A 14,082-nucleotide genomic window follows, 5' to 3' on the forward strand; every position below is an offset into this window, starting at 1 on the left:
CAGCTGCTCCTCGGGTGGTCGGGGCGGTCAGAAGTTGCCGAGTCCGCCGCAGACGTTGAGCGCCTGGGAGGTGATGGAGGCGGCGGTGTCGGAGGCGAGGTAGCCGATGAGGCCGGCGACCTCGGCGGGGGTGCTGTAGCGGCCGAGGGGGATCTTGGCCTGGAACTTGGCCAGGATGGCTTCCTCGGTGGTGTCGTAGGCGGCGGCGTAGCCCTGCCGCACGCGCTGGGCCATGGGGGTTTCGACGTAGCCGGGGCAGACGGCGTTGACGGTGATGCCGGTGGGGGCGAGTTCGTTGCCCAGTGCCTTGGTGAAGCCGACGACGCCGTGTTTGGAGGCGGAGTAGGGGGCGCCCAGGACGACGCCCTGCTTGCCGGCGGTGGAGGCGACGTTGATGATGCGGCCGCGGTCGCGGCCGCGCATGCCGCCGGTGGTGAGGACTGCGCGGGTCATGCGGAAGACGCTGGTGAGGTTGGTGTCGATGACGTCGTCCCACAGCTGGTCGGTGAGGTCGGCGGTGACGCCGCCGCCCGAGCGGCCGGCGTTGTTGACCAGGACGTCGACGGGGCCGAAGGTGTCGAGGGCGGCCTGGACGAAGGCGGTGACGGAGGCGGTCTCGCGCACGTCGAGGGCCTGGCCCTCGGCCTGGAGGCCTTCTTCCTTGAGGGACTTGACGGTGGCGATGACGTCGGACTCGGTGCGGGCGCCCAGGAACACCCGGTGTCCCTGCGTGGCCAGCAGGCGGGCGGTGGCCAGGCCGATGCCGCTGGTGGCGCCCGTGACGAGCGCGACGCGGGGGGCGGTCTGTGTCATGTCGGGTGTCCTCTCAGGCCACACGGGCGGCGGCCAGCCGCTCGTTGACGGTGTCGATCAGGTCCCGGGGGGTGAGGGCGTCGGTGAGGGTGTCGTCGTCGAGGGAGATGCCGTATTCGCGTTCGATGCAGCCGCCGGTCTCCAGCAGCGCGAGCGATTCGTAGCCGAGCAGGTCGAAGGTGGTGTCGAGGATGTCGTCGTCGAGGGCGGTGGCCTCGTCGGCGCCGGCGGCCTGGAGGAGGATGCGCCTGAGGTCGGCGAGGGTGAAGCGTTGGGGCGTCATGTCGGTGGTGTCCTTTGCGTCTGGGGCTCGTGCGGTGCGGGCTCGTGCGGTGCTGCGGGGCGGCGGCCGGTGGGGGTGCGGGCGGTTCAGGGCGCGGCGCGCACGACCATCGCGGAGTTGAAGCCGCCGTGGCCGCGGGCGAGCACCAGTGCGGTGCGCACGGTGGCCGGGCGTGGCTGGTGCAGCACCAGGTCCAGGCCGTACTCGGGGCAGGGGTCGGTGTGGACGGTGGGCGGGATGACGCCGGCCCGCATGGCCAGCAGGGCGCAGGCCACGTCCAGCGGGGCGGCGCCGGAGTACAGCCGGCCGGTCATCGTCTTGGGCACGGTGACGGGTACGGCTCGGGGGCCGAAGACGTCGGTGATGGCGTCGGCCTCGGCGCGGTCGAGGTCGGGCAGGCCCGCGCCGTCGGCGAAGACGGCGTCGATGTCGGCGGGGGCGGCGTGCGCGTCGTCGAGGGCGATGCGGATGGCGGTGGCCAGGGTGGGGCCGCGGCCGGCGGCGGGCGGGGGGTCGAAGGTGGCTCCGTAGCCGGCGATCTCGCCGTAGCTGCGGGCGCCGCGGGCGCGGGCGGTGGCGGCGGACTCCATGATGAGGATCGCGCCGCCCTCGCCGGGCACGTGGCCGCGGGCGTCGCGGTCGAAGGGCAGGTAGGCGCGGGTGGGTTCGTCGCTGTCGCTGAGGCGTCCGCCGGCGAGCTGGGCGACCCAGCCCCAGGGGCAGAGGGAGGCGTCGACGGCGCCGGACACGATCAGCGGGGTGCCCTTGCGCACCAGCCGTCTGGCCTGGGCCAGTGCGTCCAGGCCGCCGGCCTGGTCGCTGACGACGACGCCGCTGGGGCCCTTCATGCCGTGCCGGATGGAGATCTGGCCGCTGTTGACGGCGTAGAACCAGGCGAAGGACTGGTAGGCGGAGACGAACTGGCTGCCCTTGGCCCACAGTTTCTGCAGTTCGTTCTGGCCGAACTCGAAGCCTCCGGCGTGGCTGGCGGTGACGACTCCCATGTCGAGGGGGTCGTAGGAGCGCGGGTCGACGCCGGCGTCGGCGAGGGCCCAGTCGGCCGCGGCCAGGGAGAGCCGGGTGACGCGGTCGGTCTGCGGCAGGAGCCGGCCGGGCAGGTGCGCGGCGTCCTCGAAGCCGGGTATCTGTCCGGCGAGGCGGGCGGGGTAGCGGGTGGGGTCGAAGCGGGTGATGCGGCCGATGCCGCTCTTCGCGCCGAGGGTGGCCGCCCAGTAGTGGGCCGTTCCCAGGCCGTTGGGGGCGGCGACGCCCAGGCCGGTGACGGCGACCGCGGTCATGGGGTGCTCCTTCGCGCGCCGGTGAGGACCATGGCGCTCTGGAAGCCGCCGAAGCCGCTGCCGACCGTCAGGACGGAGTCGACGCGCTGGTCGCGGGCGGTCAGCGGGACGTAGTCCAGGTCGCACTCGGGGTCGGGGGTGTGGAGGTTGGCGGTGGGGGGCACGACGTCGTACTCCATCGCCAGGGCGCAGGCGGCGATCTCGATGGAGCCGATGGCTCCCAGCGAGTGGCCCACCATCGACTTGATCGAGCTGACCGGGGTGCGGTGGGCGTGCTCGCCCAGGGCTTTCTTGAAGGCGGCCGTCTCGTGGCGGTCGTTCTGCTTGGTGCCCGAGCCGTGGGCGTTGACGTAGTCGATGGCGTCGGGGTTCATCCGGGCCTCGTCCAGGGCGAGGCGGATGGCCTCGGCCATCTCCGCGCCGTCGCGGCGCAGTCCGGTCATGTGGTAGGCGTTGGAGCGGGTGGCGTAGCCGGCGATCTCGGCGTAGATGTGGGCGCCCCGGCGCCGGGCGCTTGCGAGTTCTTCCAGGACGAAGAAGGCGGCGCCCTCGCCCAGGACGAAGCCGTTGCGGGTGGCGTCGAAGGGGCGGGAGGCGTGCTCGGGTGCGTCGTGGCGGGGTGTGGTCGCCTTGATGGCGTCGAAGCACGCCATGGTGATCGGTGAGATCGGCGCGTCCGAGGCGCCGGCGATCATGATGTCGACGGATCCCTCGCGCACCAGTTCGGCGGCGTAGCCGACGGCGTCGATGCCGGAGGTGCAGCCGGTGGAGACGACCGTGGCGGGTCCCTCGGCGCCGACCGCCCAGGCCACCTCGGCCGCGAAGGAGCTGGGCACGAGGTAGTCGTACAGGTGCGGGACGGCGTAGCGGTCGTCGACGAGGTCGAGGCGGCCGCCGTCGCTGACGACGCGGTACTCCTGGTCGAGGCCCATGGTGGCGCCCACCGCGCTGCCGACGGTCACGCCGATGCGGTGGGGGGCGGCCGCGGCCGGTTCGATGCCGCTGTCCTGGACGGCGTTGTGGGCCGTCACCACGGCGAACTGGGCGGCGCGGTCCATGCGCCGCACCTGCTGCGGGGTGAGGCCGTGTTCGAGGCCGCAGAAGTCGGCCTCGGCCGCCACCCGGGAGCGGAACGGGGAGGGGTCGAAGAAGGTGATGCCGCGGGTGGCGGTGCGTCCCTCGCTGATGAGCTGCCAGAACTCCTTGCGGCCGATGCCTCCGGGGGCGAGGACGTCCAGGCCGGTGATGACGACGCGGCGCTGCGTCATGCGCCGGCCTCCCAGGAGTAGAAGCGGCCGGCCATGGCGTCGGCCGGGGAGCGCCAGGTCGCCGGGTCGTAGGCCTGGATGAAGGGCTTGAGGTCCTCGCTGATGCGGACGAAGCGCGGGTCGTCCTTGGCCTGCTCGATGCGTGAGGTGCCGTCGTCGGTGTCGAAGTCCTGGAGGTGGAAGTACAGGCCGCGGTAGGCGAAGAGCTGACGGCGGCGGGTGCCCATGCGGTGGGGCATGTCGGTGGCGTCGAAGTCGGTGAACAGGCGGGCGACGTCGTGGCGGGAGTCGGTCGCCATCCGGGCCACGATCAGCGTGCTGTGCATGGCTGGCTCCTTGCGGTGGGCGCTGGGCCGGGCGGGGTGGGCGTGGGGCGGCCGTGGGACGGCTGGGGAGGGGGTGCGGGGCCGGGCGGGGACGCCCGGCCCCGCCCGGGGTGTCCCGGGGTGCTCGGCGGGCCGGGTGGTGGTTACTGGCCGGCGCCGCGGGTGTGGATGACGCGGTAGGAGTTCCAGTCGCTGCCGGTCTTCAGGGCGTCGATGCGCGCCTCGGACTTGCGGCGGTCCTCCGTCTTGTCGGCGTCCGCCTGGTTGCGGTGGGCGTCGTAGTCCTCCTTGCTCGCCCACTGGGAGTAGACGACGGCGAAGGGGCCGTCCAGGAAGCGGGCGCGCAGCCCCTTGAAGACGCTGTGCGAGCGGTAGCCGGGCACCTCGGCGAGCCAGGAGCGGCCCTGGCCCAGTTCGGCGACGAGTTCGTCCTGGTGGCCCTCGGCGACCGTGAAGATCTCGATGACGGTGTGGTCGTCGCGGTCGGGCGAGATCTCGGTGGTGTCGCCCTGGGAGGGGTGGCGCTGGGTGTAGACGATCTCGCTCTGCAGCAGCCGGATCGAGGTGGTGATGTCCTGGAAGACCGGCAGCGTGCGGTGCTTGAACTCCTCGCCGGCGTAGCGCTTTTCCAGGTCCTCGCCGCTGCGCCACTGGATGAGGTTGGCGGTTCCGGGGCTGTCCTGGCCGGCGTGGACGGTGGAGGAGATCCAGCCGTCGAAGGCCGCGGTGTCGACGATCTTGCGCATCTCCTGGATCAGCCGGTCCTGCTTGTCGGGCTGGTCGGTGGTGAACAGGTTGAGGACGGTCAGGTGCTTGTCCTGGGCGGAGATGTGGGGCATGGCGTGGGTTCGCTTCCTGTCGAAAGGGGTCGGCGGGGGGTGCGGGGGGCGCGGGGCGGGTTCACCCGGCGGGGCCGAACCAGCGCTCCAGGGCCTGGGTCAGGGTGCCGGCGTCGGGGTCGGGCGAGATCCAGGCGATGTAGCCGTCGGGGCGCACCAGGATCGCGTCGGCCGCCGGCAGGTCCTCGCCGGGTTCGGCGCGGACGGTGTCGACGCGGTCGGACCAGGGCTTGGCGGTGTCGGCCGCCGTGCTGCCGGCGTGGAGGTCGAGCAGCAGGGGGCGGCCGCCGCCCAGCAGGTCGTAGACGCTGGTGTGCCGGCCGTCGTGGGTCAGCCGGCCGTTCGGGAGGCGGCGGCCCAGCAGCGGGTGGGCGCCGGGTCCCATGTCGTGGCGGATGTCGAGTCCGGTGACCATGCCGACGAGGTGGCGCTGCACCGACTCGTAGCGGGTGAGTTCGGTGAAGACCTCGAGCAGCGGGGTGATCTCGTCGCCGCCGAGGTAGAGGATGCGCTGTGCCAGGGTGTTGGTGAGGATGCGGGCGCCGACCGGGTGGCGTTCGCTGTGGTAGGTGTCCAGCAGCGTGTCGGGGGCGTGCCCCTTGAGGGCGAGCGCCAGTTTCCATCCGAGGTTGACCGCGTCCTGCACGCCGGCGCTCATGCCCTGGGCGCCGATGGGCAGGTGGATGTGGGCGGCGTCGCCCGCCAGGAACACCCGGCCGCTGCGGTAGGCGGCGGCCTGCCGGCTGACGTCGGTGGTGGAGCTGACCCACAGCGGGGTGGCTGCGTGGATGTCCTCGCCGGACAGTTTCCGGAAGGTGTCGGCGACCTCGTCGAAGGTGATCGGGTCCGTGCTGGTGCGCAGCGGCTCGTCGCGGTCGTAGTAGATGATGCGGCAGCGGTCGGGGCCCAGCGGCAGCACCATGATCATGCCCCCGGGGACGCGTTCCCCGGCGAAGCGGGGGCGCAGCCGCACGCCGGCGATGTCGGCGAAGCGCAGTTCGATGGCCGGCTCGGTGCCGGGGAAGTCGATGCCGGCGGCGGTGCGCACGGCGCTGCGGGCGCCGTCGCACCCGATGACGTAGCGGGCCCGCAGCTCGCCGCCGCCGTCGCCGGAGGTCTGCACGGTCACGCCGTCGTCGTCCTGGACCAGGCCGGTGACCTCGACAGGCCGCTGGATCCGGGCGCCGTTCTCGGCGGCCCAGCCGGCCAGCATCGCCTCGGTGCGCGACTGGGGGATGCCCCGGGCGCCGTAGGAACCGCCGCTGAGCACCCGGTAGTCGAGCGGCACCCCGCCGAAGTGCCCGGCGGGGATGACGTCGACCTCGCCGAGGCGGGACAGCAGTCCCCGCTGCCCGAATTCCTCGATGGTGCGCGCCGAGAAGCCCAGAGCGCGTGACTGCCGCATCGGCTCGGCGAGCCGGTCGAGTACGAGAGTGGAAATTCCGTGCAGGCCGAGTTCGCCGGCGAGCATGAGTCCGGTGGGGCCGGCACCTACGATGATCACGTCCGCGTCATAATTGTCCATCGTCGCCCATCTGCCCTCTTCTGGTGGATGTTCCACGAGTATGGACAGCCCCGCACCGGGCGGTAAAGAGACATTGGTACAGGGCTTCTACAGGCCAGTACAGAAATGTGCCGAGAATGTCAGATCTTCTACAGGCGGGGTTGGTCGGAACGTCTTTCCGGGGCCATGCTCAAGCCCATGACCTCCACTGACGCTGCATCATTCGCTCCGGGCACGGCCATGACGGACGCCTTTGCCGTGGGCAGGCTGCTGGACCGCTATCTCCTGGCACTGGACAGTGAGGAACTGGACGACGCGTGGGCGGGAAGTCTCTTCACCGCGGACGCCGTCGTCGCTTTTCCCCTGAGCCGGCACGAGGGAATGGACGGACTCGCGCAATGGCACCGGAACTCGCTGGCGCATTTCGCGCGCACCCAGCACCTGAATTCTCCCGCGGTGGTGGACTGCGCCGGCGACGAGGCGACATTGCGCGCCAATCTCGTCTCCACGCACGTCCACCATCCCGGCGGTGAGGGAGGTGAGTTGTTCACCACCGGCACCTCGGTGAGCGGCGCGGCCCGCCGCACCCCGCAGGGCTGGCGCCTGACCCGGCTGTCGTTCGCCCTGATCTGGGTGGACGGGGTGCCGCCCGGCGCGCGCGGCTGAGCCGGCGCCCCGGGCCCGCCGCCCGCGGGGGCGTGTGGGGGGGGGTGGGGGTGCGGTCAGCAGTTGAGGCTCAGCACGCGGTCGACCGCGATCTCCACGACCACGCGTCCCGGCGGGTTCGGCGGGGCGGACCAGTAGCGCTGCGTGTAGCGGCGGACCCCTTCGGCGACGTGTTCGGGGGCGTCGAGGACGCGGGCGGTGCCCTCGAGGGTGACCCAGCGGAAACCGTCCACCTGGCAGAGCGCGACGCGGGCCTGCGGCGTGGCCAGCACGTTGCGGACCTTGCGCGTGGTGTTCACCGTCAGGACGCGGGCGATGCCCGTGCGGGGGTCGAAGGTGAACCGCACGGGCGTCAGGTGGGGCGAGCCGTCGGGCCTGAGCGTGGTCAGCACGGCGGTGTGCGGCGCCGTGAGGAACTCGTCGAGCGAGGGGGACACCGCGGTGGTGCCGGCGCGCTGCGGGGAGGGCGTCATCGTGTGAAATTCCTCTTTCGGTCACCGGCGCAGCGCGCCCTGGCATGCCACCGTCGCGGCTCGTGGGCCGTGCCGAGGTGGTGGGTCGTCAGTCGATCCCCCGGACCACGTGCGGCTCCGCGGGGTCGTCCTCGTCGTCGTCGACCCCGGCGAGCCGGAGCACCGGTGCCACCGCCGCCCCTTCCACGCCGCGTGCCTGCCGCTCACGTTCGGCCTCGTCCATGGGCCTCTTCCTCCCGTGACCGTGCGCCCTGCGGGGCTGCGGAGCCCGGTTGCTCCACCCGCCCACGTTGGCAAGCCGCTCTGGAGGCTGGGCGGAGGCGCGACTGGAGTCCGCCTCGACACCGCGTCGACCGCGGCGGGGCGCCGGGGCGGGCCGCAGACCGCGGCGTTCAGCGGCTCGGCCGGGCCGGCAGTCGCAGGCGGCGGTGCGTGGAGGTCGTGGGGACGGGGTGTCCATGGTTCTGACGGCGCGTCGGGTGTGGTCGCGGGGTGCGCGGCCGCTGCCGTCCTCTTGCGGGGGCCGGCCGGTGCGGCGCGCCGGCGACGGCGGTGGCGCGCCGGGGCGCCGGGGCGCCGGGGGTGGTGGGGCGCCGGGGGTGGTGGGGCGCCGGGGGTGGTGGGGCGCCGGGGGTGGTGGCTGCCGGTGCGGTGTTCGGTGCGCCGGATCGCTCGGCCGCCGCCCCTTCTCCCCCGGCGCCGTGCCCTCTCCCCCGCTGCCGTGCCGTGCCCCGGCGCCGTGCCGGCGCCTGCCGGGGCGCCGGGGTGCCCTCTTGTGCCGGGTGCCGGGTGCCGGGTGCCGATGGTCGGTGGCGGCGCTTGAGTCAGCTTCGAACCCGGCTCGATGAAGGGCCCGCACAGTGGCGGCACACGGCGAAGGGGAGCCACCGCGGCCCCGCCATCGGAGGGATCCGCCCATGGCCGGCTTGATCAGGCGTTTTCTGCACGGGGTGTACGAGGCCCTGCAGGCCTACGGCGCCATCTATGTGTCGGGGGCCCGGCTTCCCGGGGGGAGGCCGCCGCCGGAGGAGGGGCTGGAGGGGCCGGTGAGGCTGGAGGGGCCGCCCACGGCGCATCCGGAACGGCTGTGCCCGGATGTCGCGCTGAGCGCGGTGGAGCGCGCGCTCGAGCGGGAGCTGGACGGCGGGTCCTGACCTGGTGGGGAAGGGTGTCACACCGCTTCCTGGCGGCTTCTGAGCTGCTCGGCGAACAGGCTCCATTCCTTGCTGACGCTCTCGGCGATGGGGGCGATGACGCTGAGCCAGTGTGCCGGGACGGCGTTGATGAGTTGCTGCCATCCGTCGGGGTCGGCGGCGTGCAGCGCCATCCACTGGAGGAACTCCTTGCCGCCCTCGGTGTAGCGGACGCAGGGGTCGTTGGCGACCTTGGCCGCGACGCTCTCCCAGGCGGGGGGCGTGTCGGCGGGGTGGGTGCGCCGTGCGGGGGTGGGGCCGGGATCCGGCGGGCCGGCGCGGTCGGGTGCGGTGCCGGTGGCCGCGGCGGTGTCCGCGGCGGTGTCCGGGGCGGTGTCCGGGTGCGCGGTGGGTCGTGCAGCGGTGCCGCGTGGTCCGCCGCGTTCGGGGCTGATGCCGCGGCGCAGCCGGGCGACGACGTCGTGGACGGTGCCGAGGGAGACGTCGGTTGCTCTGGAGACTTCTCTGAGGGTGGCGTGGGGGTGGGCGTTGATGTATTCGGCGGCGCGGCGTCTGCCCTCGCCGGCGGTGACCGAGCGCAGTTTCCCGTCGCGGCCGAGGCGTTTGGTGCCCGGTGGTGTGCCGCCCGGTGTGAGGCGGTCGCGCAGTGAGCGGATCGTCTTGGCACTCAGCCCGGTGATGCCGGCCAGGGCGCGGTCGGACCATTCGGGGTGCGCCGACAGGACGCGTTCGGCTCCGAAGAGGCGGTCGGTCTTGGACAGCGGCAGTCCGTGGGCGCTGTTGGTCTTCATGGCCAGGACGAGGGCTTCGGTGTCGGTGCAGTCGACGAAGCGTGCGGTGATGCTGTGGTCGCCGCGGAGCTTGGCGGCCTCCAGGCGGTGGAGGCCGTCGATGACGCGCCAGCCGTCTTTCTGGACGAGTATGGGCGGCAGTGGGGTGTGGCCGGATGCGTCGATGAGCAGTTGGACGTGGGCGGTGCTGATTCCGCCGCGGCGCAGGTGCGGTCCGGGTGACAGGGCGTGGACCGGGAGTTGCTGTGCGGGGGTGTGGTCGAGGTCGTGGGGGTCGGTGCGGTCGCCGGCCGCCGGTTCGTGGTGCGTCGGCCCGGCCGGGCCGAAGCCGTGTGCGGTCGCCGTGGCCCGCCCGTCGTTGAAAGCCATCCGGTGTGGCCCCTTTCTGCTGCCGTTCCGGACGAGCGTCGCAGCGCTGTCTTTAGCCGCGGTCGAGGGTGGGTTGACGAGTGGGGGGCGGCGGCCGGGGCGGGTGGGGTGCCCGGGAGGGGGGCGGCAGAAAGGGGGGGTGGTGTCAGTCCTTCAGCAGCAGGCCACGGCTGCGCAGGACCCGGCGTTCCAGGGGGCTGAAGACGAGCAGGTCGATGGTGATGCCGACGACGAGGATGAGCCCGATGGCTTCGAAGACCATGGCCATGTCGCTGGCGTTGCGGCCGTTTTCGAGGAGCCGGCCGAGGCCGACGCCGAGGTCGGGGAAGGAGGCGATGATCTCGGCGGCCATGAGGGAGCGCCAGGAGAAGGCCCAGCCCTGTTTGAGGCCGGCGACGTAACCGGGCAGGGCGGCGGGGAGCACGATGTGCCAGGTGCCCTTGAGGCCGGTGGCGCCCATGGTGCGGCCCGCGCGCAGGAACAGCGGTGGCACCTGGTCGACGCCGGAGACCAGGCCGCCGGCGATGGAGGGGACGGCGCCCAGCAGGATGACCGCGTACATCATGGAGTTGTTCAGGCCCAGCCAGATCACCGCGGGCGGCACCCAGGCGACGGAGGGCAGGGTCTGCAGGCCGGACAGGATGGGGCCGATCGCGGCGCGCACGAGGCGGACCCGGGCGACGAGGAGGCCGAGGGGGGTGGCGATGAGCAGGGCGAGGCCGAAGCCGAGCAGGCCGCGCGAGACGCTGGTCCAGATGTAGCCGAGGAGTTCGCCCTCCAGCCATGCGGTGACCACCACGTCCCCCACCGCGCGGGGGGAGGGCAGTTTGGCGGGGTCGTCGACGATGTGGAAGGAGATCAGCGCCTGCCACAGCGCCAGGACGAGGGTGACGGCGGTCAGGGGCGGCAGGACCTTTTCGCGCAGGGTCTGTGCGAGCGGTGGGGCGGTGGGGCGGCGGGTGTCGAGGGCGTCGAGGCCTGCTTCGAGGCCGGCGAGGTCGTTGCCGTCGTCGGTGGTGGTGGTGTCAGGGCCGGCCATGTCGGCGGATCTCCTCCCGCAGTTCCCCGGTGATCTCGGCGGACAGCTGTGCGACGGCGGTGTCCTCGATGCGGCGTGGCTGGGCGATGTCCACGTTCCACTGGCGGGCGATGCGTCCGGGGCGGGAGGACAGCAGGATCACGCGCTGGGCCAGGCGTACCGCCTCGCGCACGTTGTGGGTGACGAACAGCACCGACAGGTGCGTCTCGCGCCAGATGCGGGTCAGTTCTTCGTGCAGCACGTCGCGGGTGATGGCGTCGAGGGCGGCGAAGGGTTCGTCCATCAGCAGCAGGCTGCTCTGCTGTGCCAGGGCGCGGGCCAGCGCGACGCGTTGGCGCATTCCTCCGGACAGTTCGTGCACGCGTTTGCCGTGGGCGCCTTCGAGGCGGACGAGTGCGAGGAGTTCGCGGGCGCGGGCGCGTCGCTCGGGTGGGGCGACGCCGCGCAGGCGGAGGGCGAGTTCGATGTTCTTGCCGGCGCTCAGCCAGGGCAGCAGGGCGTGTTCCTGGAACATCAGGGCGGGCCGGCCGTCGGTGGTGATGGTGCCGGTGGTGGGGCGGTCGAGGCCCGCGACGAGGTTGAGCAGGGTGGATTTGCCGCAGCCGGAGGCTCCCAGGAGGGTGACGAACTCGCCGGGTGCGACATCGAGGCTGATGTCGTCCAGGACGGGCTGGGGTCCGGCGGGGCCCGGGAACGACTTCGAGACGTGCTCGATGCGGGCGGCGTGCCGGGCGGTCGCGGTGCCGTCACCGGCCGTGGTGAGGGTGGTGGCCATGGTCGTCACCTCCTGGGAAGTCATCGGGGGCAGGGGGGTGCGGCGCCGAGGCCGGCGGCGTCGACGGCGTTCTCACCGGCGTCGCAGAGGATCTTGTTGAGCAGGGTGAGGTCGTAGATGCCGTTCAGGGCGGGGTGGTCGAGCAGGCCGGCGTGGGCGGCGTGCTCGGCCTGGGTGCGCAAGGTGGCGGCCAGCGGGTCGTCGGTGATGTCGATCGATTCCCAGGCCGGGTCCAGCACCGTGGCGGGCAGGGCCTTGCCGGAGTCGGCCGCCAGTTGCTGGTTGGCCACGTGCTTGGCCTGGGCGGGGTGGGTGTTGATCCACTTGTTGGTGTCCACCGATGCCTTGAGGACCGCCTCGACGGCCTGGGGGTGGTGGGCGAGGAACGTGCGGGACACGATGATGTGGGTGGTGACGAACGTGTTGCCGGGCCACAGGCTCCTCTCGTCGAGCAGGACCCGGCCGCCCTCGGCGACCAGTTTGGAGGCGGTCGGCTCGGGCACCCAGGCGCCGTCGATGGAGCCGGACCGGTAGGCGTCGGGGATGATCTTGTTGTCGGTGCGGGCCACCGACACGTCGCCCTTGCCGCTGTGCGGGTCGATGCTCCAGCCCTGCTGCGCGGCCCAGTTGAGGAAGGCCACGTCCTGGGTGTTGCCCAGCTGCGGGGTGGCGATCCGCTTGCCCTCGACGTCCTGCAGGGAGGTGATGGTGTCGGGGTCGACGACGAGTTTGACACCGCCGGAGGCCGAACCCCCGATGATCCTGAGGTTCTTGCCCTGCGACCGGGTGAAGGCGTTGACCGCCGGGGAGGGGCCGATCCAGGCGATGTCGATCGAGCCGGCGCTCAGCGCCTCGATCTCGGAGGGGCCGGCGTTGAAGGTGGCGTACTGCGCCTTGGTGGCGCCCAGCGCCTTTTGGAAGAAGCCCTTGCGGTGGCCCACCAGCGCGGTGGCGTGGGTCAGGTTGGCGAGGTAGCCGATCCGCACGGACTCCAGGCCGTCGATCCGGTGCGCGCCGACGGCGACCTCGGCGCCGGGGTCGTCCTTGGCCTTCGAGCCGTAGCCGCAGGCGGTGAGGACGAGCAGCGCGAGAGCGGCGAGGACCGCGGCACGGCGGTGCCGGACGGCACGGCGGGCGGCCGGCACGGGGGGTGTGCTCATCGTGCCCGCCCCCGGTGCGGTGTGCGGTTGCCGGCCGGGTCCGGGCCGGTGAAGGAGGCGCCGGCCATGCCGGCGGTGAGGGTGGTGCCGTCGTCCGGGTCGATGAGGATGAACGAGCCGGTGCGCCGGGAGTCGGCGTAGGAGTCGACCGGCAGCGGCTCGGCGGTGCGGATGTGCACCCGGCCGATGTCGTTGGCGAGGAGCTGTCCGGGGTGCGGGTGCGGGGAGAGGTCGTCGAGGGTGAGACGGGAGGGGATGTCCTTGACGATGGCCTTGACGGTGCGGGTGCCGTGCTTGAGGAGGACCCGGTGGCCGACGGTCAGCGGCTGGTCGGCGACGTGACACACGGTCGCCTCGACGTCCTGCGTGGTCGGCGGGGCGTCCTTGCTGGGCACGATCAGGTCGCCGCGCGAGACGTCGAGGTCGTCCTCCAGCAGCACGGTCACCGACTGCAGGGTCCGGGCGGTTCGCACGGGCCGACCCAGCCGTTCGATCGCAGCGATCCTGGAGGTGCGGCCCGAGGGCAGCACGCTCACCTGCTGCCCGGTGTGCAGGGTGCCTTCGGCGATCTGGCCGGCGTATCCGCGGTAGTCGCGGTGCTGGGGGGTCTGCGGGCGGATCACGTACTGCACGGGCAGCCGGGCGGGGCGGTGGGCCAGGTCGTGGGCGGCCGGCACGGTCTCCAGGTGCTCGAGCACGGTCGGGCCGCCGTACCAGCGCATGGCCGCCGAGGGCTCCACGACGTTGTCGCCGGCGAGCGCGGAGACCGGGATCGCGGTGACGCGGGCGAGGCCCAGCTCGCCGGCGTAGGCGGTGAACTCCTCGGCGATCGACGCGAAGGCGGACTCCTCGTAGCCGACGAGGTCCATCTTGTTGACGGCGAGCACCACGTGCGGGACGCGCAGCAGGGCGGCGATCGCTGCGTGGCGGCGGGTCTGCTCGACGACGCCGTTGCGGGCGTCGACGAGGATCACCGTCAGTTCGGCGGTGGAGGCGCCGGTGACCATGTTGCGGGTGTACTGCACGTGGCCGGGGGTGTCGGCGAGGATGAAGCGGCGCCGCGCGGTGGCGAAGTAGCGGTAGGCCACGTCGATGGTGATGCCCTGTTCGCGTTCGGCGCGCAGGCCGTCGGTGAGCAGCGCGAGGTCGGGGGTGTCCCGGCCGCGGTTGCGGGAGGCGTGGGCGACGGCCTCCAGCTGGTCGGCGAGGACCGATTTGGAGTCGTGCAGGAGCCGTCCGACGAGGGTGGACTTGCCGTCGTCGACGGAGCCGGCGGTGGCCAGGCGCAGGGTGTCGGCGGTGGTGCCGGTCACAGTGGTCATCG

Annotated in this window: 16 protein-coding genes; 2 read left to right on the plus strand and 14 right to left on the minus strand. The window is 72.7% G+C overall.

Annotated features, from left to right (window positions below):
• Positions 1-27: 27 nt before the first annotated feature.
• The 7 genes from fabG to ACIP5W_RS11425 form a co-directional block, all read right to left on the minus strand.
• Entirely contained in the window at positions 28-813 is a 786-nt protein-coding gene (gene fabG, locus ACIP5W_RS11395) for a 3-oxoacyl-ACP reductase FabG (protein WP_401470226.1), read from the minus strand.
• A 13-nt stretch (positions 814-826) separates the two neighbouring features.
• Positions 827-1,096 carry an acyl carrier protein gene (locus tag ACIP5W_RS11400; protein ID WP_401470229.1) on the minus strand — a complete coding sequence of 90 codons (270 nt, stop codon included), beginning with the start codon at positions 1,094-1,096 and terminating at the stop codon, positions 827-829.
• Positions 1,097-1,182: 86 nt separating this feature from the next.
• On the minus strand, positions 1,183-2,394 hold the full coding sequence (locus ACIP5W_RS11405) for a ketosynthase chain-length factor (protein ID WP_401470231.1): 1,212 nt from the start codon (positions 2,392-2,394) through the stop codon (positions 1,183-1,185).
• The gene (locus tag ACIP5W_RS11410; RefSeq protein ID WP_401470234.1) at positions 2,391-3,662 is read right to left on the minus strand and encodes a beta-ketoacyl-[acyl-carrier-protein] synthase family protein; all 1,272 of its coding nucleotides are present in this window, start codon (positions 3,660-3,662) and stop codon (positions 2,391-2,393) included. Before ACIP5W_RS11410 ends, ACIP5W_RS11405 begins: the two co-directional genes overlap by 4 nt.
• Entirely contained in the window at positions 3,659-3,988 is a 330-nt protein-coding gene (locus ACIP5W_RS11415; RefSeq protein WP_401470237.1) for a TcmI family type II polyketide cyclase, read from the minus strand. The genes ACIP5W_RS11410 and ACIP5W_RS11415 overlap by 4 nt, the downstream gene beginning before the upstream one ends.
• Positions 3,989-4,131: 143 nt before the next feature.
• Entirely contained in the window at positions 4,132-4,827 is a 696-nt protein-coding gene (locus ACIP5W_RS11420; RefSeq protein ID WP_401470239.1) for an antibiotic biosynthesis monooxygenase, read from the minus strand.
• A 61-nt stretch (positions 4,828-4,888) separates the two neighbouring features.
• Positions 4,889-6,352, minus strand: coding sequence for an FAD-dependent monooxygenase (locus ACIP5W_RS11425; protein WP_401470242.1), 1,464 nt, complete (start codon positions 6,350-6,352; stop codon positions 4,889-4,891).
• Between the two features lie 177 nt (positions 6,353-6,529).
• Here ACIP5W_RS11425 and ACIP5W_RS11430 point away from each other — a divergent pair, with 177 nt between their 5' ends.
• Positions 6,530-6,997, plus strand: a complete 468-nt coding sequence (locus ACIP5W_RS11430) for a nuclear transport factor 2 family protein (RefSeq protein WP_401470245.1) — start codon at positions 6,530-6,532, stop codon at positions 6,995-6,997.
• Between the two features lie 56 nt (positions 6,998-7,053).
• On the opposite strand, the gene ACIP5W_RS11435 is transcribed toward ACIP5W_RS11430, so the two are convergent.
• Positions 7,054-7,470, minus strand: coding sequence for a pyridoxamine 5'-phosphate oxidase family protein (locus ACIP5W_RS11435; RefSeq protein WP_401470248.1), 417 nt, complete (start codon positions 7,468-7,470; stop codon positions 7,054-7,056).
• Between the two features lie 88 nt (positions 7,471-7,558).
• A complete protein-coding gene (locus ACIP5W_RS11440) occupies positions 7,559-7,693 on the minus strand; it encodes a hypothetical protein (protein WP_401470251.1) in 135 nt (44 codons plus the stop codon).
• A gap of 694 nt (positions 7,694-8,387) precedes the next feature.
• Here ACIP5W_RS11440 and ACIP5W_RS11445 point away from each other — a divergent pair.
• The gene (locus ACIP5W_RS11445; protein WP_401470254.1) at positions 8,388-8,624 is read left to right on the plus strand and encodes a DUF6059 family protein; all 237 of its coding nucleotides are present in this window, start codon (positions 8,388-8,390) and stop codon (positions 8,622-8,624) included.
• Positions 8,625-8,641: 17 nt separating this feature from the next.
• Here the strand turns inward: ACIP5W_RS11445 and ACIP5W_RS11450 are convergent, their stop codons facing one another.
• From ACIP5W_RS11450 to ACIP5W_RS11470, 5 genes are all read right to left on the minus strand, one after another.
• Positions 8,642-9,784, minus strand: a complete 1,143-nt coding sequence (locus tag ACIP5W_RS11450) for a ParB/RepB/Spo0J family partition protein (protein WP_401470257.1) — start codon at positions 9,782-9,784, stop codon at positions 8,642-8,644.
• A gap of 145 nt (positions 9,785-9,929) precedes the next feature.
• The gene (locus tag ACIP5W_RS11455) at positions 9,930-10,823 is read right to left on the minus strand and encodes an ABC transporter permease (RefSeq protein ID WP_401470260.1); all 894 of its coding nucleotides are present in this window, start codon (positions 10,821-10,823) and stop codon (positions 9,930-9,932) included.
• Positions 10,810-11,598, minus strand: a complete 789-nt coding sequence (locus ACIP5W_RS11460) for an ABC transporter ATP-binding protein (protein ID WP_401470463.1) — start codon at positions 11,596-11,598, stop codon at positions 10,810-10,812. Before ACIP5W_RS11460 ends, ACIP5W_RS11455 begins: the two co-directional genes overlap by 14 nt.
• A gap of 20 nt (positions 11,599-11,618) precedes the next feature.
• Positions 11,619-12,758 carry an aliphatic sulfonate ABC transporter substrate-binding protein gene (locus ACIP5W_RS11465; RefSeq protein ID WP_401470263.1) on the minus strand — a complete coding sequence of 380 codons (1,140 nt, stop codon included), beginning with the start codon at positions 12,756-12,758 and terminating at the stop codon, positions 11,619-11,621.
• Entirely contained in the window at positions 12,755-14,080 is a 1,326-nt protein-coding gene (locus tag ACIP5W_RS11470; RefSeq protein ID WP_401470266.1) for a sulfate adenylyltransferase subunit 1, read from the minus strand. Before ACIP5W_RS11470 ends, ACIP5W_RS11465 begins: the two co-directional genes overlap by 4 nt.
• Positions 14,081-14,082 lie beyond the last annotated feature (2 nt).

Origin of the sequence: Streptomyces sp. NPDC088766 (genome assembly GCF_044750845.1) — a bacterium.
In the GTDB taxonomy this organism is placed as follows: domain Bacteria; phylum Actinomycetota; class Actinomycetes; order Streptomycetales; family Streptomycetaceae; genus Streptomyces.

Excerpts from the sequence above, each read along its gene's own strand:
- fabG (WP_401470226.1), bottom strand. The coding sequence starts at position 813 with ATGACACAGACCGCCCCCCGCGTCGCGCTCGTCACGGGCGCCACCAGC.
- ACIP5W_RS11400 (WP_401470229.1), bottom strand. The coding sequence starts at position 1,096 with ATGACGCCCCAACGCTTCACCCTCGCCGACCTCAGGCGCATCCTCCTC.
- ACIP5W_RS11405 (WP_401470231.1), bottom strand. The coding sequence starts at position 2,394 with ATGACCGCGGTCGCCGTCACCGGCCTGGGCGTCGCCGCCCCCAACGGC.
- ACIP5W_RS11410 (WP_401470234.1), bottom strand. The coding sequence starts at position 3,662 with ATGACGCAGCGCCGCGTCGTCATCACCGGCCTGGACGTCCTCGCCCCC.
- ACIP5W_RS11415 (WP_401470237.1), bottom strand. The coding sequence starts at position 3,988 with ATGCACAGCACGCTGATCGTGGCCCGGATGGCGACCGACTCCCGCCAC.
- ACIP5W_RS11420 (WP_401470239.1), bottom strand. The coding sequence starts at position 4,827 with ATGCCCCACATCTCCGCCCAGGACAAGCACCTGACCGTCCTCAACCTG.
- ACIP5W_RS11425 (WP_401470242.1), bottom strand. The coding sequence starts at position 6,352 with ATGGACAATTATGACGCGGACGTGATCATCGTAGGTGCCGGCCCCACC.
- ACIP5W_RS11430 (WP_401470245.1), top strand. The coding sequence starts at position 6,530 with ATGACCTCCACTGACGCTGCATCATTCGCTCCGGGCACGGCCATGACG.
- ACIP5W_RS11435 (WP_401470248.1), bottom strand. The coding sequence starts at position 7,470 with ATGACGCCCTCCCCGCAGCGCGCCGGCACCACCGCGGTGTCCCCCTCG.
- ACIP5W_RS11440 (WP_401470251.1), bottom strand. The coding sequence starts at position 7,693 with ATGGACGAGGCCGAACGTGAGCGGCAGGCACGCGGCGTGGAAGGGGCG.
- ACIP5W_RS11445 (WP_401470254.1), top strand. The coding sequence starts at position 8,388 with ATGGCCGGCTTGATCAGGCGTTTTCTGCACGGGGTGTACGAGGCCCTG.
- ACIP5W_RS11450 (WP_401470257.1), bottom strand. The coding sequence starts at position 9,784 with ATGGCTTTCAACGACGGGCGGGCCACGGCGACCGCACACGGCTTCGGC.
- ACIP5W_RS11455 (WP_401470260.1), bottom strand. The coding sequence starts at position 10,823 with ATGGCCGGCCCTGACACCACCACCACCGACGACGGCAACGACCTCGCC.
- ACIP5W_RS11460 (WP_401470463.1), bottom strand. The coding sequence starts at position 11,598 with ATGGCCACCACCCTCACCACGGCCGGTGACGGCACCGCGACCGCCCGG.
- ACIP5W_RS11465 (WP_401470263.1), bottom strand. The coding sequence starts at position 12,758 with ATGAGCACACCCCCCGTGCCGGCCGCCCGCCGTGCCGTCCGGCACCGC.
- ACIP5W_RS11470 (WP_401470266.1), bottom strand. The coding sequence starts at position 14,080 with ATGACCACTGTGACCGGCACCACCGCCGACACCCTGCGCCTGGCCACC.